Below are 19,591 nucleotides of genomic sequence, written 5' to 3' on the forward strand. Positions count from 1 at the left end.
CGATGCTTGCCGCGATGATGGACAAGAGGTCGAACCGGGTTGGCGCACGACGCGTCGTGCCGCGCCTGCGGCCGGCCGCGGCGCTGCTTGCCGGGCTTTTCGCGGTCGCGCCCGCGCCGGCGGCCGAGCCGTGCGGCCTGTGCGCGGCGGCCGTCGCGATCAACCCGCCGCTGGCGCAATGCCTGCTCGACCGCTACGCCACGCTCGCCACCAGCGGCAATGGCGTGATCGCCGTCGACCTGAGCGATTGCGAAACCGAGCGCGGCATCGTCGAGGCGCTGCCCGCCGTCGGCGGCGAACCGGACGAGCCGGACCTGAAATTCATCTTGTCGCGTCCCCAGCTCGATTGCCTGAAGAGCCGCCTCGAAGAGCCCGGCCTGGTGCGCGCTCCCGTCACGCGGATCGATCTGGGCACGTGCGGATGAGCGAGGCCGGAGGGGACGGCGCGGGCCGCAAGAAGCGCAGGAAACTGCCGGAAACGGTGACCGGCTTTCCCGACGTGCCGGCGCATGAGCTGAAGGAGGAGCCCAATCCCTTCAACGATCCCGACTGGCGCATGCTGGGCTACGCCTGGACCGGCTTCGCGCTGCGTATCGTTCTGGTGCTCGCGGCGATCTTTTCGGTCTATCAATATATGCAGGCGCGTGAGGAAAAGCGCATCGAGCGCACGCTGCAGCTGGTCGAACTGTGGGAACGGCCCCAATATCAGGAGGCACAGCGCGCGCTCAAGCAGCGGCTGAGTGCGTTGAACGAAAAACATGCCGGTCTGCTCGGCAAGAGCCCGAGCGAAGCCGAGATCGCCATCTATTACGAGCGCATCGGCCTGGAGGCGATGAAGCCGGAGGGCGGGGCGATGCCGGTCGAGGACTTCCGCGAGGCTTTCGACCGGCTGGTCTATTTTCTCAACCGGCTGTCGTTCTGCGTCGAGGGCAATCTGTGCTCGCAGGCGGTCGCCGATGCCTATTTCTTCGATTTCGCCAAGTCGTTCTGGGGTTATTTCGGCGGCTTCGTGGCCGAACAGCGCAGGCGCGGCGCGCCGAATTTCGCCAGCGCCATCGAGGATTACGTGACGGCCAAACGATAGGGGGGCTCGCGGTGAGGGACGCGGGTGACAACGCAATGGCGCACGCGGCCGCAAGGGTCGCTTTTCGCCTTTCGGCCCGCGCGGCCGTCGGGCCGGGCGCGGCATTGCCGATCGTGCTTGTGCTCGGCCTGGCGATCATGCTTCTGGCCACCGCGCCGCTTCTGGCCCAGGAGCGGCCGGAATTCTTCCTCGATCTCGACACTGGCGGTCATCGCGCCTTCGTCAAGGATCTGGCGTTTACGCCCGACGGCGAATTGCTGGTCAGCGCGTCCGACGACAAGACCGTGCGGGTGTGGGACTGGCGCGCCGGCGTGACCGTGCGCACCATTCGCGGTCGGATCGGCACGGGGCAGGACGGCAAGAACTTCGCCCTGGCGATCTCGCCCGACGGCGGCTCGCTGGCGGTGGCGGGCTGGTATGGCGACGGCACCGGCGCCGAGCCGCCTTTCGGCGATGTGCGCCTGTTCGACCTGCGCAGCGGCGCGCTGACGGCGGTTCTGTCCGGCCACGACTATGTCGTCTACGATCTCGATTTTTCCCCGGACGGCAAACGTCTGGCCGCCGGCGGGCAGGACGGGTTCGTCTATCTGTGGAAGGCTGGTGAGGCGGGCGACTGGCTGCCGGAAACACGTCTCGACGCCGATTCCTTCCGCATCGAAAAAATCGCCTTCGCCATGGGCGGCGCGCGGCTGGTCGCGGTGACGGCCGACAACGGCATCCGGCTGTGGGACATGGGGGATCTCTCCGAGATCGCGCTTGCGTCGACGCAGGCTGAGGCACTGCGCGACGTGCCGCTGCGCGCGCTTGCCGTCTCCCCCGATGGCGACAGCTTCGCCACCGGCAGCGATGCGGGCGACCTGCATCTATGGCGCGCGGCCGATGGCGGTCTGGAGCGCGCCCTGCCGCGGCGCGACTATCTGGTCGCCGCGCTTGCCTTTTCGCCCGACGGCGCCCGGCTGGTCGCGTCCTGCGGTTATCGTTGCGCCGGCCGCAACGGCCAGCAGGTGATCGCGCGCGCCGACGGCCGGACGCTGTTCGACTATCGCGGCCATGACGGCACCGTCTATGCGAGCGCCGCCTCGCAGGCCGTCGGCCTGGTCGCCACCGCGGGCGGGTCGCGCCACGAAATCCACGTCTGGGACCCGCAAGGCGGCGAGGCCAGGGCGCGGCTCCTGGGTGTCGGCCGCCCGGTCACCGCGGTCGGCATCACCGGCGACGGCGGCGAGATCGCCTGGGGCAACGCCAATCCCTGTCCCGATCGCACCGCCTGTCCCGAATTGCAGGGCGACCTGACCGACCGGCTCCTCTTGCCGACCGGGGAGCGGTTCTTCGAGCGGCCGGCGCCGGCCGGCGCGGCGTTGTCGCGGTTTGCCCGCGCCGTGCACGAGGCCGGCGCCTGGCGGCTTTCCGCCAGTGCCGGCGGCGACGCCGAGCTTGCAAACGCCGTGCTCGACATCGAGCGCGCCGGCGCGGCGCTGCACGGGATCGAAAACGACGCCACCACCGGTTTCGCCCATGCCGCCTTCTCGTTGCTTGCCGACGGAACCGGGCTCGTCACAGGCGGCACGGACGGCACGCTGATCGACTACGCGCTCGAGACCGGCCGGTATCGCGGCGAGTTTCTGGACGGCCATACCGGCGAGATCCATGCCATCGCCGAGGCGGCCGAGGCCGGACTTCTCCTGACCGGCAGCGCCGACCAGACCCTGCGCCTGTGGAACCTGAAGACCCGTACGCTGATCGCCAGCATGTTCTTCGCCGAGGCGGAATGGATCATCTGGGTGCCGCAGGGTTATTACTATTCCTCGCCGGGCGGCGACGCCCTGGTCGGCTGGCACGTCAACCAGGGTCCCGACAGCGAGGCCCGCTTCGTCAGGGCGCGCCAGCTCAAGCAGTATCTGTTCAGTCCCGAGATCGTGCGTCGCGCCATCGTGCTTGCCGATTCGGCCGCCGCCGTCAGGGAACTGCGCGGCACCGACGCCGAGCTCGACCGGCTGCTTGCACGCAAGCCGCCGGAATTCCAGGTCCGCCTGGTCGACAACCAGGACGAGGCGCGCGAGGGTTTCGTGTCGATCGAAATCAGCGGCGCCGAGCGGGCCGGCACCAGCGTTGCCGATTTCGCGATCCTGTCGAATGCGCGCCGGGTCGCGTCCTTCGCCACCCGCTCGGCGGCGGGCGGCGGCGACGCCATCGTCGTGGAGGTTCCCGTCGAGGACGGCGACAACGAGATCGTCATCTCGGGCGTCAACGAATACGGCTATCTGACCGAACGTTCGGTCAAGGCGGTCGGCCGCAAGGCGCGAGGACGGGAGCGCGCCGGCACGCTCTACCTGCTGGCGATCGGGGTCGAGTCCTATCCGCTGCTGCCGACGGCCTGCGGCGGGCGCGCCTGCGACCTTGCCTATCCGGTCGACGATGCGGTCCAGTTCGCGCGCCTGGTCGCGCAAAAGGCCGCCCCGCTTTACGAGCGCATGAAGGCGCAGATCTTCGTCAACCGGTCGGTGTTGGAGGAAAGCCCGGAGCTCGACGCCGCCCTTTCGGCCTTGCCCGCCGGCACCAGGGTGCTGGAGCCGGAAAGCGACACCATTCTCGACGAGATCGAGGATTTTCTCGATCAGGCCGGGCCGCAGGACACCACCATCGTGTTCGTGGCCGGTCACGGCATCAATATCGACGAGGATTATTATTTCATCCCCACCGACGGCCGCAAGCGCGACGACCGCTGGCGCCGCAGCTCGCTGGTCGACTGGGAGACGATCCAGCGCGGCGTCGAGCGGGCCAAGGGGCGCCGTTTCATGCTGCTCGACACCTGCCACGCGGCCAATGCGTTCAACCCGCGTCTGGAAAAGGACGCCGAGGACGCGCGCATCATCGTGTTTTCGGCGACCGCGGCCAACAACACCGCCGCCGAGCTGCCCGAACTCGGCCATGGCGTCTTCACCCATTCGCTGCTCGCCGGCCTGAAGGGCGGCGCCGACCCGACCGGCGAGGGCGTGCGGCTTCTGGCGCTGGCCGACTATATCGACCGGGAAGTACGCCGGCTCACCAATGCCCGCCAGGTGCCGGAATATTATATCGCCAAGATCGACAATTTCGTCGTGGCCAAGCCGTGAGTGCCGCCGTTCGCCGGCTCGCCGTGGGGCGCGCGACGGCGCTTTTGCGCGGCGTCCTGACCTTGCTTGCCGTCCTGCTCGCCGCGCTGCTGTCGCCGGCAGCCTATGCCGCAGGCGAAGATTGCGGCGGCGACGGCCCGGCCTTCGCCTCGCTCTACCAGCGCGACGACCTCTTCCGGCGCGCGCTTGCCGATGCCGAAAACGCGCCCGTCTCCCCTCGCCGGCTGAGCGGCGTCACGGTTCCGCACCATCTCCTGGCCGGCCATCTGATTGCCGAGGGCATCAAGGCGGCGTCGGGCCAGCGCTACAAGCGCGTGGTCGTGCTCTTCCCTGACCATTTCCGGCAAACCGACACGATGTTTGCGACCACCCGGCGCGATTTCGACACGGTTTTCGGCCGGCTCGCCATCGACGGCGAGGCGGTTGCCGGTCTGCTTGCGCGGGGCGGCGAGGTGATCGACGCGCGCTCGTGCCTGTTTGGCCGCGACCATGGCCTGCAGGCGATCCTGCCCTTCCTCAGCCGTTTCCTGCCCGGTGTGCGCGTGGTGCCGGTCGCGGTCTCGATCGCAAGCCGCCGCCAGGACTGGGAGCGTCTCGCCGCTGCTCTCGGTCCGCTCGCCGACGCCGACACGCTGATCGTCCAGTCGACCGATTTTTCGCATTATCTGCCGCACCATGCCGCGCGCGCCCACGACCAGCAGACGCTCGCGCTGCTCGCCGCCGGCACGTTCGACCAGATCGCGCGGCTGCGCCAGCCGGAACATGTCGATTCGCTCGGCGCGCTTTATGTCCAGCTCAAATTGCAGCGCGAGGTCTACGGCGCGGTGACGCTGGTCGCGGCCAACGAAAACTCGCAGCAATACGATCCGCTGCCGACGCACGAGACCACCAGTTACATGGTGGTGCTGTTCGGCCCCATGCCGATGGACGAACCCGCCCCCGCCCGGCGCGGCGCGCGGCATCTTTATCTCGGCGGCGATACCAGTTTCGGCCGCGCGATGATGAAGGCGCTGCTTGACGAGCGTGCGAGCGCGCGCCTGGAGACGGAAATCCTGCAGCGTACCGAGGGTCGGCCGCTGGTCGTCAATCTGGAGGGCGTCGTCCTGCCCAACCTGCCGGAGGGGCTTGGCCACATGACGCTCGCCATGCCGCAGGATCTGACGCTTGCCTGGCTGAAGCGCCTGAACGTCGCGGCGGTAAGCCTGGCCAACAATCACGCGCTCGATCTGGGCGAGACCGGGCTTGCCGAAACGAGAGGCGCGCTCGAAGCCGCCGGCATCGTCGCCCTCGGCCAGGGTGAATTGACCGCGATCGAAGGCGTCGAGCTGGTGGCGTTGACCGATCTCGACGTCAACGGCTCCTACCGCAACGACCTGATCACGCCCGACATGCTCGCCCGGCTGTCGGGCCGGCCGGCCGAGCGGCCGTTGATCGCGCTGGTTCATTGGGGCCGCGAATATGCGACCGATCCCGGCGCGCGGGAGCGTTATCTCGCCGAAGAGCTGTCGCGGCGCGGGGTCGCCGGCCTGTTCGGAGGCCATTCGCACGTCGCCAGCCCTGCCATGCAGGCGCTGGCCGGCGGCGACACGCTGCAGCTTTATTCGCTCGGCAATTTCCTGTTCGACCAGGGTGCGGACAAGGCATCCGGTGCGCTCGTCGAACTCACCGTCTTCGACCAGGGCACGGTCTTTGCCCGGCTGATGCCGTTGCCAAACCTGTTCGAGCTTGCGCGCACGCAGGCCCGGGCTCAGCAGGACGGCAGATCGTCGTCCGACAGGTAGCAGGCCGGCGTTTGCACCGTCGGCATGTAATCGACGAGGCGCGGCCGGAAATAAAACAGCGACACCGGCTTGCTGCGCCGCACGCTGCCGTCGGCAAAACGCGCCACGGCGCGGAACTGGTGCAGCGACGACATCGCGGCCGACATTTTTAGCCGCGCGGTGTAGCTGCGCAAATTGCGGTTGCCGCGCATGGGAATGTCGATGGCGTAGTTCTGCCGTTCGACGGGCAGCTCGACGTCGATATAACGCAAGGCTTCGGGCGAGCCGCCGAAGCCGTCGCCGCATTCGGCCGTGCTTTCCTCCATCTCGATGACGGCCAGCGACACGTCCGCCGAAAACGCCTCTTCGGCCCGCTGCCGATTGCCGCGATCGTCCGACCAGTCGTAGCTGACGGTCCCGACGGCCCGCGTCGACAGGAACCGGTCGCCCCACACCACGTCGGTCAGCTCGCCGAAATCGACCGCATTGAACACCTGGCTTTTGCACACGGCCAGGCTGTCGATCGATGGGCAGGAAAAGCGTTTGGTTTCCAGTGCCTCCACGTCGACCCCGGCCTCGGCCAGCATGGCGCGCAGCGATACGTCCACCCCTTCGTCGAAATCGGCGATCGCGCTGGTGAAGTCCCGCGTCGTCTTTTGCGGCGGCGGATTTTCCGCGTAGCTTTTTTGTTCGGTGAAGCGCACCGAGATCGTGGCGTTTTCGGCCCGGCCCCAGCCATGGTTGACGAAGGAGAAGCTCGGCCGGAAGCCGACGCAGCCGCGATGGCTCTGGATCGTCAGCATCGGCTTGCGATAGGCGAGGCTGTCGGCCACCTCCAGCGCGATCGTGTCGACGCGCACGCGCGACTTGTCGGTGGTGGCCAGTTCGGCCTCCACGAAGACCGGCGCATCGTCCCAGTCGACGACGGTAAACGAATGGCCGAACTCGGAGATTTCGCCGGTCCCGTTCCAGGCGTCGTTCATGTCCTGCGCTTCGGGATAGATGGCGATATCGTCATCGCGCATCAGGTGGACATAACGTGCCTCGGAGCGCTGGTTCATGCGTTCGTCGACCGTGATCGCGAACTCGGTGCGCGCGGCCGCGTCCTGGCCGGTCTGCACCTTGATCAGGCCGCCGGCTCCCGCGTCGGCGACCATGTCCGGGCGCTCGCCGATTTCGCGACCGTGTTGCCAGCGTGACGTATAGCTGGTGCCGCCGGGCAGGGTGGTGCGGCCCTCGCCATGGCGCTTGCCGTCGACGAACGGCCCCTGGTAGATTTCGCCGTTCACCAGAAGCAGGCGCCCGCGGCCGTTGCGCACGCCGGAGCGGAATTCGCCCTCGTAGCGGTTGCCCCGTTCGTCGACATGCATGCCATGTCCGTCGAGCGCGCCGTTCGACCAGTCGCCTTCGAAACGTTCGCCGCTGCGATAGACCAGCCGTCCCCGGCCGTGCGGCCGGCCCCCGGCCATCATGCCCTGATAGGTGGCAAACACCGCCGCGGGATCGTAGCTGGCGGCGCCGCGCACCCGCCACACGAGCTTGCCGCGCCCGTTTATGGCGCCGTCCTCGCCCAGGGCGACATCGGTGCCGGCGGCGGGGTGCCAGAGAAAATCGAGATTCTTTTGCGGATGGACATCCCAGGCCCGGACGGTTCGCCGAAACACCGTGCCGGCGTCGGTGTCGAAAAAGACCTGTGCCCGCTCGCTCCAACGCCCCTGCTGCGCCCCGGCCACCGCCGGCGGGGCGGTGCACAGGACGGCCACAAAGGCGGCAAGCCCCGCCATCCGCAAACGGATCATGAAACGCTCCCCCGATACGCCGTGTCGCGGCCTATTAAAGACCGCTGCGGATATCGGAGGCAACCGGCTTGTGCGTCGAGCGGCCCGGCGGCGGGCGAAAGAAAACGGCGGCCGCTCTGGTGCGGCCGCCGCCTTGGAAGGACGCCTTGCGCAGAAGCGCTATTCCTGGGCGATGCTGCGCACCCAGTTGAAATAGGGGCCGTTCAGCCTCAGGGCGATGTTTTCCTTTTCGGTCTCGGCAATGTTGACGCCGACGATGTAGCGTTCCTGCGTCTTGCCGTCATAGTGGTAGACAGCACTACCGCTCGAGCCCGGATAGGTATCGCACAGATAGGAGAAATTGTTCTGCGTCGCCGTACCCGGATCGACGTCGCAGCTGGCCTGCCACATCGTGCTTTGCGGCTTGTCGCCCGGATAGCCGATAATGTTGGCGGTGAACGGATAGGGCGGATCGTAGGTGGCGTAGCCGAGCCAGCCGATTTCCTCGCCGGCCGGTTTGTCGAGGATCAGAATGCCCAGATCCCACGGCACGACCGAACCGTACACGCCCTGATAATTGGTGATGTAGCCTTCCAGGATATAGGCGTCGACGAAGCTGTAACGCCCGTAGGGCGCATCGTTCTGGCCGTTCAGGCCGGGAAAGAACTCGTATCTGGCGAGCCAGCCGCCGGCATCGTGATTGTACAGGCAGTGCGCGGCCGTCAAGACGGCGCGCTTGCCGATCAGCGTGCCGGTGCAGATGCCCCAGTCGCCGTCCTTGGTCTGCGACCAGATCTGGCCGATCACGTTGAACGGATATTTCTTCGTCTCGGTGATCTGCACGCGGTCGTCTTCGCCGATCACCTGGCGCGACGCTTCGTCGAGCACGGGATCGTCCGCCGGTTCGCGGGCGTCGCCCGCATCCGCGCCGTCGCCGTTGACGAGACCGCGAATGATCTCCTTCAGCTCCTCGCTCGGCGGGGTGACCTTGCCGTCGCCGGAGCGCGAGCGCGTCGAGAACGCCTTTTGCAGTTCCTCCTCCGTCGGCATGGAGAAGTCGCGGCTGGCCTCGTCCGTCTTGATGCGCGGCGGTTTCAGGTCGACGATGCTGCGGCTGGAAAGATCCGGCATCTCGTCCAGCGCGCCGCGGGCGGATTCGCCGCTGCCCTGGCCGCCGGAGACGCTGTCGGCAAAGGCGGTGGCCGGTAGACCCGCCGACACCAGGAAGGTTCCGGCAAGAATTGCGATAAGGTTCTTTGTCATGTTGAGTAAGCTCCCAAGCCCAATGAGAAATCGAACACAACAGACAAAAAATGTCTATATCGTGGTCGGCGCGCCGCGCTCGGCCGGCTGCCGGTCTCGGGCGTTCCGTATCCGCCGGGCGGCGATGGCGCGGGTTCGTGTCGCCGCAATATTTCCCCGATCGGGCCAAGAAATCGCTTTCGTTTGGCCCGGCCCGCGCATTAAAAGTGGTCGGGCTTGGAAGAAATTTGCCGGCCGCGCGCCGGATCGTCTCGGGAGATAACCATGAAGCGCGACAAGGGATTTTTCGCTTTCGCAGCGGCCACGGTGCTGAGCCTGGCCGCATTGTCGGCGGCGGGGCCGGTTTTGGCACAGGACGGCGCGCGGGCGGGCGCGAAAGCCGAAACCTCGCCGCTCGGCCGGGTGCCGGAACTGCGCAAGGCCCAGCGCGAAAGCGGCGAGGATTCGCGGGTAATCGGCGGCACCGCAGCCGAAAAGGACGCCTATCCGTTCCAGGTCGCGTTGCTGAGCAGCGGCCTGCTCGACCCCGACCCGTTGACCCAGCTCGACGCCCAGTTCTGCGGCGGCAGCCTGATCGCGCCTGAGTGGGTTTTGACCGCGGCGCACTGCCTGTTCCAGTTCGGCGAGCTCGTCAAACCCGACAGCGTCACCGCTCTGGTCGGCGCGACCGATCTGGCCGAGGGCGAACGCATCGAGGTGGCCGAGATCATCGCCCATGAAAATTACGATCCACAGGCCTTCGACAATGATGTCGGCCTGATCCGCCTGGCGCGGCCGGCGACCCAGGCGCCGATCCGCATGACGCGCGAGGATCTGGAAACCGGCGCGGCGCGGGTGATCGGCTGGGGCAAGATGGAAAATGGCGGCTTTCCCGACACGCTGATGCAGGCCGACGTCGAGTTGTTTTCCAACGATGCCTGCAATGCCGGCATCAAGGACATCTACGCGCGCGACCTGAGGCTCGTCTTGAGCGATTACGGTCGGCGCATGCGCATTTCCCAGGACGGCATCGAGCGGGCGACCTCGCTGATCGCCGAAACCATGGCCGATCCGCTGACCGGCAACATGATCTGCGCCGGTGTGCCGAGCGGCGCCCGCGACGCCTGCAACGGCGACAGCGGCGGCCCGCTTTTCACCACCGGCGATGACGGTCCGGTCCAGGTCGGCATCGTGAGCTGGGGCGAAGGCCCGCTGAGCTCCAACATCGCCTGTGGTCACGAAAACGCCTATGGCGTCTACACCCGCCTGTCGGAGTTCCGCGATTGGGTGGCACAGAAGACGGGCGCGCAGTAGGAGCCGTCCGGCGGTCTTGTCACGAAACCCCCGGGCCGCCGGTTCGGGGGTTTTGCCTGTCCGGCGCCCGCGCATTGCTGCGCCCGCACGGCGCGGAACCGGCGAAAAATTTGCATGCAAGGCCAGACATGCTATGGCGCTGCCGGCCGGGCCTCCCTAAATCGGGGGGCATGCCGTCACACCAGCAGCATCGCACGACGTTTGTCAGCAGGATCAATTGCGGGACGAAATGAAGGCCGATTTTTACGAGACCCTCGGAGTGAGCAAGGAGGCCAACGAAAAGGACCTCAAGGCGGCCTTTCGCAAGCTGGCCATGCAGTGCCATCCCGACCGCAATCCGGACGACAGCGAGGCCGAGCGGCGCTTCAAGGAGATCAACGAGGCCTATGAGGTCCTGAAGGATCCGCAAAAGCGCGCCGCCTACGACCGTTTCGGCCATGCCGCCTTCGAAAATGGCGGCGCCGGCGGCGGGCCCGGTTTCGGCGGCTTTGGCGGCGGCGGCGGCTTCTCGGATATTTTCGAGGACATTTTCGGCGAGATGATGGGCGGACGTCAGCGGCGTTCGTCCGGCGGCCGCGATCGCGGCGCCGATCTGCGCTACAATATGGAAATCTCGCTCGAGGAGGCCTTCGGCGGCAAGACGGCCCAGATCCACGTGCCGTCCTCGGTGGCCTGCGACGACTGTTCGGGCACCGGCGCCGAGCCCGGAACCCAGCCCGTCACCTGCACCATGTGCTCGGGATCGGGCCGGGTGCGTGCCGCGCAGGGCTTCTTTTCCATCGAACGCACCTGTCCGACCTGCCAGGGCCGCGGCCAGACCATCGCCGATCCCTGCAAGAAATGCTCGGGCCAGGGCCGCGTGGTGGAAGAGCGCTCGCTGTCGGTCAACATCCCCGCCGGCATCGAGGACGGAACCCGCATCCGGCTTGCCGGAGAGGGCGAGGCCGGCCTGCGTGGCGGCCCGTCCGGCGATCTCTATATTTTCCTGTCGGTGACGCCGCACGAATTTTTCCAGCGCGACGGCGAAAACCTCTATTGCAGCGTGCCGATCTCGATGACGACGGCCGCGCTCGGCGGGGCTTTCGAGGTCACCACGCTCGACGGGTCGCAGGCCCGGGTCAAGGTCACCGAAGGCACCCAGAACGGCCGCCGCTTCCGCCTGCGCGGCAAGGGCATGCCGGTGCTGCGTCAGCCCGCCATGGGCGATCTCATCATCCAGGTCTCGGTGGAGACACCGCAGAACCTGAACAAGAAACAGCGCGAGCTGCTGGAGGAGTTCGAAAAACTTTCCTCCAAGGACAACAGTCCGCAGTCGAGCGGCTTTTTTGCGCGCATGAAGGATTTCTTCGAATCCTTCAGCGATTAGGCGTCAGCCAGGCGGTCCTTCGCCCGAATTTGAGGCACGGTTTCGACTACGGTCTCGGTTTATTGTAGTCTAGTGATGGCTGGGGCGCGGCCGATGTGCCCGGGAATTGGAGAGATGATGCGCGGCACAGACAAGCGCAGGGCGCTGACGGAACGGTTCGACGAGGAAATCCGCTTTTTCAAGGGCTGGATCGACAAGCCGAAGGCCGTGGGATCGGTGGTGCCCACCAGTTCCGTCACCGCGCGCAAGATGGCGTCCGTGATCGATCTCGGTTCCGGGCTGCCGGTTCTCGAACTCGGCGCCGGCACCGGCGTCATCACCAAGGCGATCATCGATCACGGCGTCAAGCCGCAGGATCTGTTCTCGGTCGAATACGCCGCCGATTTCGTCGAGCATCTGCGCACGCGCTTTCCCGCCGTCAACATCCTGCATGGTGACGCCTTCGATCTCGACACCGTGCTGTCGCCCTATCCGGGAATGATGTTCGACGCGGTCGTCTCCGGCGTTCCTCTTTTGAATTTCCCTGTCCAACAGCGCATAGACTTTGTCGAGCAGGTGCTGGACAGGGTTCCCGAGGGCCGGCCGATGGTGCAGATCACCTATGGTCCGCTGTCGCCGGTGCCGCCGCGCCGCGGCAACTACACGGTGAAGCATCTGGATTTCATCGTTCGCAACCTGCCGCCGGCGCAATTGTGGCTCTACCGGCGTCCGTTGAAGGCATGAGGCGGGCCTGCGGCAATCGAGCCGTAGACAGTTTCCGCCGACCGGTTTAGCGTTGTCGCGATGCCAAGCTTCCTGCGCATGCTCGCCCTTCTCCTGCTCGCCGCCTTCGTGGCGGGCAGTGTCGCGAATGCGGCCGCGACGACCGGCATGTCCGTCGGCATGTCGATGGCCGGTATCGACGACATGGCGGCCGATTGCTGCGTCGACGTGGAGGGCGCCGCCATGGATTGCGATCAGGCCTGCGGCCAGCCGCTGACGGCCCTTCCCGCGCTGCGGGCCGCGCTCTGGGATGGCCCGACCGTCGAGCCTGCTTTGCCGCGCGCGCGAGCGATCGCCGGCCGTTCTGGTCCACCCGAACAACAGCCCCCGCAATAAATATCCCGATCTGACGGGCCGGACCTGGTCCGACCCCGCCGACGCGACCGTTCACGGCGTTGTGCCGCCGGTGGCCGAGGCGCATTGGCGGCCGTTTCGCCGCCATGTCCGCGATCTCATTCACGTTTCGGGATGACAACCATGTCCATCTTCCTTCCGCCGGCGCTGACGCGTCGGAACCTGCTCGCCGGCATGGCGGGAACCGTCGCGACCGCGCTCCTGCCTGCCCGGCACGGCCTGGCCGGGGCGCCGGTCGTTCGCGATTTCGCCTTGCGCGCCGCGCCGGGCCGGTCGCCGCTGCTGCCCGCCCCCCGTGGTCGAACGCCGGTGTGGCGCTACAACGATGCCGTTCCCGGCCCGGAAATCCGTGTGCGGCAGGGCGAGCGCCTGCGCATTGCGGTCGAAAACCGCCTTGAGGAGGAAACCACGGTCCATTGGCATGGCGTGCGCACGCCCAACGCCATGGACGGCGTTCCCCAGTTGACCCAGCCTCCGATCGCCCCGGGAGAAACCTTCCTCTACGAATTCGACGCCGTCGACGCCGGAACCTTCTGGTACCATCCCCACCAGCGCAGCTTTGAACAGGTGGGCCGCGGCCTCTACGGCCCCTTGATCGTCGAGGAGGCCGAACCGCCTCGCGTCGACCGGGACGTCACCTGGGTGCTGGACGACTGGCGCCTTGGCGAGGACGCAGCGATAGTTGACGATTTCGGCGGCCGGCACGACATGATGCATGCCGGCCGGATCGGCAACGTTGTCACCATCAACGGACGGGTGGCGCGGGACTTTGCGGTTCGCAGGGGCGAGCGCATCAGGCTGCGGCTGATCAATGCCGCCAACGCCAGGATATTCGCGCTCGATTTCGCCGACCACGCGCCGCTCGTCGTCGCGCTGGACGGCCAGCCGGTGACGCCGCATCCGCCCGCCGGCGGGCGGGTCGTGCTCGGCCCGGCCATGCGCGCCGATCTCGTGCTCGACTGCACCGGTCCCGTCGGGAGCCGCGCCACGGTCGTCGATCGCTACTATGACGGGCTTGAATACGGCCTGGTCGAACTTGCCTACGGCGCCGAGCCGTTGCGGGATGCCGCGCCCGAGTGGCCGGTGGCGCTCGCCGCCAATCCGCTTGCCGAGCCCGATATCGGCGCCGCCATCCGTCACGAGGTGGTCTTCTCCGGCGGCATGATGGGCCGGATGGTGATGGAGGAAATGGCCGGCCGCATGGGAGGCGATCGTCCCGGCGGTGGTATGATGGGCGGCATGATGGGCCGGATGCGCTCGATGATGGGCATGATGCATGGCGACGGCATCTGGCTGATCAACGGCGTGGCGGCCAAGGGCCCCGTGCTCGAGCCGATGCTGACACTGGACCGCGGCCGCAGCCATGTCCTGGCGATGACCAACGCCACCGCATGGCCCCACCCCATCCACCTGCACGGACATTCCTTCCGCGTCGTCTCCCGCAACGGCGACCCCACGCCCTATCGGGAATGGCAGGACACGGTGCTGATGGCGCCGCGCGAGACGGTGGAGATCGCCCTGGTGGCCGACAACCCCGGCGACTGGATGTTCCATTGCCACATTCTCGAACACCAGATGTCGGGAATGATGGGCGTCATTCGCGTCGCCTGATGCCGGATCCAGCCGAAAGGAGACGCAAGAATGCGCAGATCGATCCACGCCTTGGCCGCGAACGCCGTGATTATCGGCGTGGCGGCCTCACGGTGACCGCGGAAGCGACCCGTGAGATCGGTCTTGCCGGCAACGGTCAACCCTACAATCTGTCGACGACCGGAACCTATGCAGTCAGCGGCCATGTGCCGGCCGGGGTGGTCGGACGACTGCTCGGCGAACGTCCCGACATCCAGGCACTGACGCTGCCCGGCATGCCGCGGGGCTCTCCGGGCATGGGCAGGACGAAGGCGGCGCCGTTCGCGTTACTCCAAGTCTCGAAATCCGGCGTCGTCACCGGCGTCTATGCACGTCGATAGGGCGCGCGCGAGCGGCAGCCATCACACGGAAAAAGGAGTGAAACGATGATGAACGGTCGGGACTATATGTGGGACGGCATGGGCGGAATGGCGATGTGGGGCATGGGCCTGGTGTGGCTTCTGGTCATCGTGGTGCTCGTGCTGGGAGCCGCCGCGCTGGTGAAATATCTTTTTTCCACCAGCGGTAAATGACGGGGCTGCGGGCCGGCGCGCCGCGTCGGCCCCGCAGGTCGGCGCGGTCAGCCGCCGGCATGTCGTGAAGGGCGGGCGCTCGATCCCGCTTCCGGAACGCCATGCTGTTTGGGCATCGAGGCCATGGGGCCGGTGCCGGGTTTGGATTATCCGGCGCCCCGGTTCATGCGGCGTTTCGAACGCCTACGTCGCGCGGCCGGCCCGCGCCAGCCCGTGCGCCACCAGCCGGTCCAGTATCTCGGGATAGCTCACGCCGCTCGCCGCCATCGCCTTGGAATACATGCTGATGTCGGTGAAGCCCGGAATCGTGTTGAGTTCGTTGACCAACAAGCGCTCGTCTGCGGTCAGGAAAAAATCCACCCGTGCCATGCCGTCGCAGCCGACGGCGCGGAAGGCCCTGGCCGCCATCGCGCGCAGCTCCCCTTCGACCGCCTCCGGCAGTGTCGCCGGCACGGTCAGCGTCGCGCCGTCTTCGTCGACATATTTGGCCTCGTAGCTGTAGAAACCGTGACTTTGCGCCGTCGCGATCTCGCCGGGCCGCGAGACGAACAGGCCGCCGTCTTCGTCCTCCAGCACGCTGCACTCGATCTCGCGGCCGTCGATGAACTCTTCGGCGAGCAGCTTGCGGTCGTTGTCGAAGCCCTCGGCGAGCGCGGCCTGGTAGTCTCCCTCGCTCGCCACCTTGCTCACCCCGACCGAGGATCCTTGGCGTGCCGGCTTGACGAAGAACGGAAGCCCGACGGCGCGCCTGAGTGCGTCGAATGACGGGACGTCATTGGCCGTGATCGTGATCGACCGTGCCGTCGGCAGCCCGGCCTCGGCGAGCAGACGCTTGGTGATGTCCTTGTCGAGTGCCACCGCGGAGCCCAGAATATCGCAGCCGGCGAGCGGCACCCGCGCCACCGCCGCGAGCCCCTGCACCGCGCCGTCCTCGCCATGAAGCCCGTGCAGCACCGGAAAAATCATGTCGATCTTGGGCAGGGCGAAGGGCGCGCCCTCGGCCGGGATCGCCAGCATCTCTCCTTCCCCGCCTGGCACCGGGCAAATCTGCGTGCCGCGCGAGGGCCGCGCCAGCGCCCCGTTCTCGTAGCTGCTGAGCAGCCACCGCCCCGCGCGGGTGATGAAGATCGGCACCGCCTCGTAGCGGGCCGGCGCCAGCGCGCGCATGACATTGGTCGCCGAAAGCACCGACACCTCGTGCTCGGCGGAACGGCCGCCGAACAAAACGGCGAGACGCAGTCTGTTTGCGAAGGGGGCCATGAAACGCTCCGGGAATGACCTGTGTTGACCGGCTTGGCGGCCCGACTGCGATAGCGCGGCCGCCGCCCGGCCGAAAGACCTTTTCGGCAAGGACGTTTGCAGCCCGCGGGACGGTTTCGTGCACGCGCGGGTCGAATCCGGATCGCCGCGGGTCGCGGTGGCCGGTGCCGGGGGTGCCTCGCGTGGGCGGGCCGGGATGCCGCGCGTCCGGCCCGATTTCGGTCGTCCACGGCGGCCGCGCGCATAAAGCGCTTCCCCGCCGCTCGCCCGAGGGCTTCGGCCAGTCCGAGGGAGAAAAGGCGGCCGCGCGTCCGTGGCGGAAAGGGCGGCGACCCAACGCGTTTCCAGGCGAAGTGGAAGCCGGTTCGCCGTTCGCAAACGCGTCAAGACAACAAGGTGGAGCCGGTCTGCCAATCCGTGAAAAGCAGAGCGGCTCTAGGCCGCCTGGGCCAGGCCCTCGCTCCCCATCCGATACGAGATCGCCTCCGCCAGATGGATGCGGCCGACCGCGTCCTTGCCGTCGAGGTCGGCCAGGGTGCGCGCGACTTTTAAGACGCGGTGATAGGCGCGCGCCGAAAAGCCGAGCTTTTCGCTCGCGTCGCGCAACAGCGCCGCACCGGCCTCGTCCGGCCGCGCGATCTCCTCCACAAGCCGGGTCGAGCACAGGGCGTTGGTGGCGACATCCTTCGCGCCGAGGCGGGCGAACCGGTCGCGCTGGATCGCGCGCGCGGCCGCGACACGGGCGGCCACGGCCTGGCTCGCCTCGCCGTCGCGAATGTGGAAAAGCTCTTGCGGCGACACCGCCGGCACCTCGATCCGCAGATCGATCCGGTCCAGGAGCGGGCCGGAAATCCGGGCCTGGTAGTCGCTGCGGCAGCGCGGCCCGCGTGCGCAGCGATAGCCCGGCTCGCCGGCGCGCCCGCACCGGCACGGATTCATCGCCGCCACGAGTTGGGCCCGCGCGGGATAGCAGACATGGCTGTTGGCGCGCGCGATCACCGCCTCGCCCGATTCGATCGGCTGGCGCAGCGAGTCCAGCACGGCCGGGGTGAATTCGGGCAGTTCGTCCAGGAAAAGCACGCCATTATGCGCCAGCGACACCTCGCCCGGGCGCACCCGCAGGCCGCCGCCGACCATCGCCGCCATCGAGGCGGAATGGTGCGGCGCCCGGAACGGCCGGCGATCCGACAGCCGCCCCTCGGCCAGTTCGCCGGCGATCGACTGGATCATCGAAACCTCCAGCAATTCGCGCGGCGCCAGCGGCGGCAGGATCGAGGGCAGGCGCTGCGCCAGCATCGACTTGCCGGCACCGGGCGGACCGCACATCAAAAGATGATGGCCGCCGGCCGCGGCGACCTCGAGCGCGCGTTTTGCCGTCTCCTGGCCCTTGATGTCGGCGAGGTCCGGCAGCGTCCCGCAGGCGGAGCGGATTTCGGCGACCGGGCGGGACAGGACCTGCGTCCCGCGGAAATGATTGGCGATCGCGATCAGGCTGCGCGGCGCCAGGATCTCCATCTCGCCGTCGGCCCACGCGGCTTCCGCGCCGGCGGCGTGGGGGCAGATCAGCCCCTTGCCGAGGCCGTTGGCGCCGATCGCGGCCGGCAACGCCCCGTGCACATGGGTGATCGTGCCGTCGAGCGACAATTCGCCGAGCACGACGAACCCTTCCAGCGCGTCGGCCGGCACCGCGCCGAGGGCGGCCATCAGCCCGAGCGCGATCGGCAGGTCGTAATGGCTGCCCTCCTTCGGCAGGTCGGCGGGCGCCAGATTGACCGTCACCCGCTTGGGCGGCATCGACAGGCCGGAGGCATGAAGCGCGGCCTGCACCCGCTCCCGGCTCTCGGCCACCGCCTTGTCGGGCAGGCCGACGATCTGCATGTTGATCTTGCCCGGCGCGATCATCACCTGAACGTCGACCGGAACCGCCTCGATGCCCTGGAAGGCGACGGTGCTGACCCGCGCTACCATCTCCGCTTCTCCCCGACCACGGGAGCGCCGTGCAACCGGTGCGTTCGCCCGCACGCGCCCTCGGGTCGAATTAAGCACAGATAGGCGTAAGTCTCAAGAACATTACAAGAACAATCTAGCGTTTAACGTGCATATTGGTTGCATGGGATTGCATTGCCGTGAACGGAACGGCAACGCCGCCGCTCAGGTCCGCCGTGCCTCGACCGCGTCCCAGAACAGGGCCGCGATGTCGGCGCCGCCGAATTTCTTGACCTCGCGCACGCCGGTCGGCGAGGTGACGTTGATTTCCGTCAGCAGGCCGCCGATCACGTCGATGCCGACGAGGATGAAGCCGCGTTCCTTCAGCGCCGGTCCGATCCGCGCGCAGATCTCGCGCTCGCGCTCGCTCAGCTCGGCATGTTCGGCCCGGCCGCCGACATGCATGTTGGAGCGCGAATCGTGTTCGGCCGGCACCCGGTTGATGGCGCCGACCGGTTCGCCGTCGATCAGGATGATGCGCTTGTCGCCGTCGCGCACCGCCTTCAGGTAGCGCTGGACGATATAGGGTTCGCGAAACATCTGGCCGAACATCTCCAGCAGCGCGGCGAGGTTCCGGTCGGCTTCGTGCAGATGGAAGATGCCGGCGCCGCCATTGCCGTAGAGCGGTTTGACGATGATGTCGCCATAGTCGCGCCGGAACGCGGCGACCTCGCGCGGATCCTTGGTGATCAGCGTTTCCGGCATCAGGTCGGCGAATTCGGTGACGAAGATCTTTTCCGGGCTGTTGCGCACCCAGGCCGGATCGTTGACCACCAGGGTGGCGGGATGGATACGCTCCAGAATATGGGTGGTGGTGATGTAGTTCATGTCGAACGGCGGATCCTGGCGCAGGAGCACCACGTCGACCTCGGAAAGGTCGAGGCGTTGCGGTTCGCCGAGCGCGAAATGGTCGCCGGCGACGTCGCGCACCGTCATCGTCTCGGCCCAGGCGAACACCGTGCCGTCGCGCATCGACAGACTGTCGGGCGTGTAGTGGAAAAGCTGGTGGCCGCGCCGCTGCGCCTCCAGCGCCAGGGCGAAGCTCGTATCCCCCGCGATGGTGACGGTGGAAACGTGGTCCATCTGGATGGCGATTTTCAAGGACATCGACAACTCCGCGTCTGGGCCCCGAGGCGACAAGGGGGTGAAGCCATCTATCCAATTCCGGCGCGAAAGCCAATCCGCCGCCCGCGGCCGGCCGGCCCGGTGCTCGCCGTCAGGTTGGAGCAGGCGATACGCTTCCTAAACGGTTTTACGCAAGAATACGCTCAATCAGACAGGTCTAAAGCTAGGCTCAGGACCTATTAATTCCTTTTGAGATGTGATTCACGGTCTTTGAGAAGGAGGCCGTGATGGGTGATTTGTTTCTGCTGAGCGAGGGCCAGATGGCGCGGATATCGCCGTACTTCC

General features: G+C 67.2%; 16 protein-coding genes. 11 read left to right on the forward strand and 5 right to left on the reverse strand.

The annotated features are described in order from the left end of the window. The first annotated feature begins 2 nt into the window (after positions 1-2). Genes C7T96_RS07085 through amrB form a run of 4 tightly spaced genes read left to right on the forward strand, consistent with a single transcriptional unit; the run spans position 3 to position 5,978 of the window. Positions 3-425, forward strand: a complete 423-nt coding sequence (locus C7T96_RS07085) for a hypothetical protein (RefSeq protein WP_245414083.1) — start codon at positions 3-5, stop codon at positions 423-425. Beyond that, complete coding sequence (locus tag C7T96_RS07090) at positions 422-1,084, forward strand: hypothetical protein (protein WP_106570463.1); 663 nt, start codon at positions 422-424, stop codon at positions 1,082-1,084. The genes C7T96_RS07085 and C7T96_RS07090 overlap by 4 nt, the downstream gene beginning before the upstream one ends. Before the next feature lie 35 nt (positions 1,085-1,119). Further along, a complete protein-coding gene (locus tag C7T96_RS07095; RefSeq protein ID WP_245414084.1) occupies positions 1,120-4,197 on the forward strand; it encodes a caspase family protein in 3,078 nt (1,025 codons plus the stop codon). Further along, on the forward strand, positions 4,194-5,978 hold the full coding sequence (gene amrB / locus C7T96_RS23990; RefSeq protein ID WP_158264321.1) for an AmmeMemoRadiSam system protein B: 1,785 nt from the start codon (positions 4,194-4,196) through the stop codon (positions 5,976-5,978). The genes C7T96_RS07095 and amrB overlap by 4 nt, the downstream gene beginning before the upstream one ends. On the opposite strand, the gene C7T96_RS07115 is transcribed toward amrB, so the two are convergent. Further along, the gene (locus tag C7T96_RS07115) at positions 5,945-7,756 is read right to left on the reverse strand and encodes a hypothetical protein (RefSeq protein WP_106570464.1); all 1,812 of its coding nucleotides are present in this window, start codon (positions 7,754-7,756) and stop codon (positions 5,945-5,947) included. The two genes, amrB and C7T96_RS07115, sit on opposite strands and share 34 nt — an antisense overlap. Positions 7,757-7,915: 159 nt before the next feature. Beyond that, on the reverse strand, positions 7,916-8,998 hold the full coding sequence (locus tag C7T96_RS07120; protein WP_106570465.1) for a serine protease: 1,083 nt from the start codon (positions 8,996-8,998) through the stop codon (positions 7,916-7,918). Positions 8,999-9,262: 264 nt separating this feature from the next. Here C7T96_RS07120 and C7T96_RS07125 point away from each other — a divergent pair, with 264 nt between their 5' ends. The 7 genes from C7T96_RS07125 (at position 9,263) to C7T96_RS24155 (ending at position 14,935) form a co-directional block, all read left to right on the forward strand. After that, positions 9,263-10,291 carry a serine protease gene (locus C7T96_RS07125; protein WP_106570466.1) on the forward strand — a complete coding sequence of 343 codons (1,029 nt, stop codon included), beginning with the start codon at positions 9,263-9,265 and terminating at the stop codon, positions 10,289-10,291. 229 nt (positions 10,292-10,520) lie between these two features. After that, positions 10,521-11,657: a molecular chaperone DnaJ gene (gene dnaJ, locus C7T96_RS07130; RefSeq protein ID WP_106570467.1), complete on the forward strand. Its 1,137-nt coding sequence runs from the start codon at positions 10,521-10,523 to the stop codon at positions 11,655-11,657. A 114-nt stretch (positions 11,658-11,771) separates the two neighbouring features. Further along, on the forward strand, positions 11,772-12,380 hold the full coding sequence (gene pmtA, locus C7T96_RS07135) for a phospholipid N-methyltransferase PmtA (protein ID WP_106570468.1): 609 nt from the start codon (positions 11,772-11,774) through the stop codon (positions 12,378-12,380). Positions 12,381-12,458: 78 nt separating this feature from the next. Then, on the forward strand, positions 12,459-12,755 hold the full coding sequence (locus C7T96_RS07140) for a hypothetical protein (RefSeq protein WP_106570469.1): 297 nt from the start codon (positions 12,459-12,461) through the stop codon (positions 12,753-12,755). Positions 12,756-12,896: 141 nt separating this feature from the next. Then, entirely contained in the window at positions 12,897-14,384 is a 1,488-nt protein-coding gene (locus C7T96_RS07145) for a multicopper oxidase family protein (protein ID WP_106570470.1), read from the forward strand. Positions 14,385-14,476: 92 nt separating this feature from the next. Continuing rightward, entirely contained in the window at positions 14,477-14,743 is a 267-nt protein-coding gene (locus tag C7T96_RS24470) for a DUF411 domain-containing protein (protein ID WP_348627226.1), read from the forward strand. 45 nt (positions 14,744-14,788) lie between these two features. Further along, the gene (locus C7T96_RS24155) at positions 14,789-14,935 is read left to right on the forward strand and encodes a hypothetical protein (protein ID WP_164749906.1); all 147 of its coding nucleotides are present in this window, start codon (positions 14,789-14,791) and stop codon (positions 14,933-14,935) included. Between the two features lie 183 nt (positions 14,936-15,118). Here the strand turns inward: C7T96_RS24155 and C7T96_RS07155 are convergent, their stop codons facing one another. From C7T96_RS07155 to gshB, 3 genes are all read right to left on the reverse strand, one after another. Beyond that, on the reverse strand, positions 15,119-16,195 hold the full coding sequence (locus tag C7T96_RS07155) for a D-alanine--D-alanine ligase family protein (protein ID WP_106570472.1): 1,077 nt from the start codon (positions 16,193-16,195) through the stop codon (positions 15,119-15,121). 435 nt (positions 16,196-16,630) lie between these two features. Continuing rightward, entirely contained in the window at positions 16,631-18,163 is a 1,533-nt protein-coding gene (locus C7T96_RS07160; RefSeq protein WP_106570473.1) for a YifB family Mg chelatase-like AAA ATPase, read from the reverse strand. 183 nt (positions 18,164-18,346) lie between these two features. Next, complete coding sequence (gene gshB / locus C7T96_RS07165) at positions 18,347-19,288, reverse strand: glutathione synthase (RefSeq protein ID WP_106570474.1); 942 nt, start codon at positions 19,286-19,288, stop codon at positions 18,347-18,349. Between the last annotated feature and the right edge of the window lie 303 nt (positions 19,289-19,591).

Origin of the sequence: Nitratireductor sp. StC3, assembly GCF_003015025.1 — a bacterium.
In the GTDB taxonomy this organism is placed as follows: domain Bacteria; phylum Pseudomonadota; class Alphaproteobacteria; order Rhizobiales; family Rhizobiaceae; genus Mangrovimarina; species Mangrovimarina alexandrii.

Bases quoted from the DNA above. Each gene is read 5' to 3' on its own strand.
- C7T96_RS07085 (WP_245414083.1), top strand. From the start codon at position 3: ATGCTTGCCGCGATGATGGACAAGAGGTCGAACCGGGTTGGCGCACGA.
- C7T96_RS07090 (WP_106570463.1), top strand. From the start codon at position 422: ATGAGCGAGGCCGGAGGGGACGGCGCGGGCCGCAAGAAGCGCAGGAAA.
- C7T96_RS07095 (WP_245414084.1), top strand. From the start codon at position 1,120: ATGGCGCACGCGGCCGCAAGGGTCGCTTTTCGCCTTTCGGCCCGCGCG.
- C7T96_RS07115 (WP_106570464.1), bottom strand. From the start codon at position 7,756: ATGATCCGTTTGCGGATGGCGGGGCTTGCCGCCTTTGTGGCCGTCCTG.
- C7T96_RS07120 (WP_106570465.1), bottom strand. From the start codon at position 8,998: ATGACAAAGAACCTTATCGCAATTCTTGCCGGAACCTTCCTGGTGTCG.
- C7T96_RS07125 (WP_106570466.1), top strand. From the start codon at position 9,263: ATGAAGCGCGACAAGGGATTTTTCGCTTTCGCAGCGGCCACGGTGCTG.
- dnaJ (WP_106570467.1), top strand. From the start codon at position 10,521: ATGAAGGCCGATTTTTACGAGACCCTCGGAGTGAGCAAGGAGGCCAAC.
- pmtA (WP_106570468.1), top strand. From the start codon at position 11,772: ATGATGCGCGGCACAGACAAGCGCAGGGCGCTGACGGAACGGTTCGAC.
- C7T96_RS07140 (WP_106570469.1), top strand. From the start codon at position 12,459: ATGCTCGCCCTTCTCCTGCTCGCCGCCTTCGTGGCGGGCAGTGTCGCG.
- C7T96_RS07145 (WP_106570470.1), top strand. From the start codon at position 12,897: ATGTCCATCTTCCTTCCGCCGGCGCTGACGCGTCGGAACCTGCTCGCC.
- C7T96_RS24155 (WP_164749906.1), top strand. From the start codon at position 14,789: ATGATGAACGGTCGGGACTATATGTGGGACGGCATGGGCGGAATGGCG.
- C7T96_RS07155 (WP_106570472.1), bottom strand. From the start codon at position 16,195: ATGGCCCCCTTCGCAAACAGACTGCGTCTCGCCGTTTTGTTCGGCGGC.
- C7T96_RS07160 (WP_106570473.1), bottom strand. From the start codon at position 18,163: ATGGTAGCGCGGGTCAGCACCGTCGCCTTCCAGGGCATCGAGGCGGTT.
- gshB (WP_106570474.1), bottom strand. From the start codon at position 19,288: ATGTCCTTGAAAATCGCCATCCAGATGGACCACGTTTCCACCGTCACC.